Source organism: Psychrobacter sp. TB20-MNA-CIBAN-0197 (assembly GCF_040309765.1).
In the GTDB taxonomy this organism is placed as follows: Bacteria; Pseudomonadota; Gammaproteobacteria; order Pseudomonadales; family Moraxellaceae; genus Psychrobacter; species Psychrobacter submarinus.
Genome location: NZ_JBEOPC010001057.1, coordinates 1 through 252 on the forward strand (window position 1 = coordinate 1; position 252 = coordinate 252).

Here is a 252-nt window from a genome sequence, read left to right on the forward strand (position 1 = left end):
CCTGCGCACCCTTCGGCAGGGCGGCCACGCCAATGGCGGCGCGGGCAGGGTATGGCTGGTCGAAGTACTTGCCCATGATCTCGTTGACCTTGGCGAAGTGGCTCAGGTCGGTGAGGAAGATGTTCAGTTTGACGATGTCCTTGAACGAACCGCCGGCGGCTTCGGCCACGGCTTTGAGGTTCTCGAAGACCTGGACGGTCTGGGCTTCGAAGCCCTCAACCAGTTCCATGGTTTTCGGGTCCAGAGGAATCT

The 252-nt window shown here is 60.7% G+C and carries 1 protein-coding gene; it reads right to left on the reverse strand.

Features of this window, described 5'->3' with window-relative positions:
• On the reverse strand, nt 1–252 hold a 252-nt coding region (locus tag AAEY83_RS17135), incomplete at both ends, for a Rid family detoxifying hydrolase (RefSeq protein ID WP_351061068.1).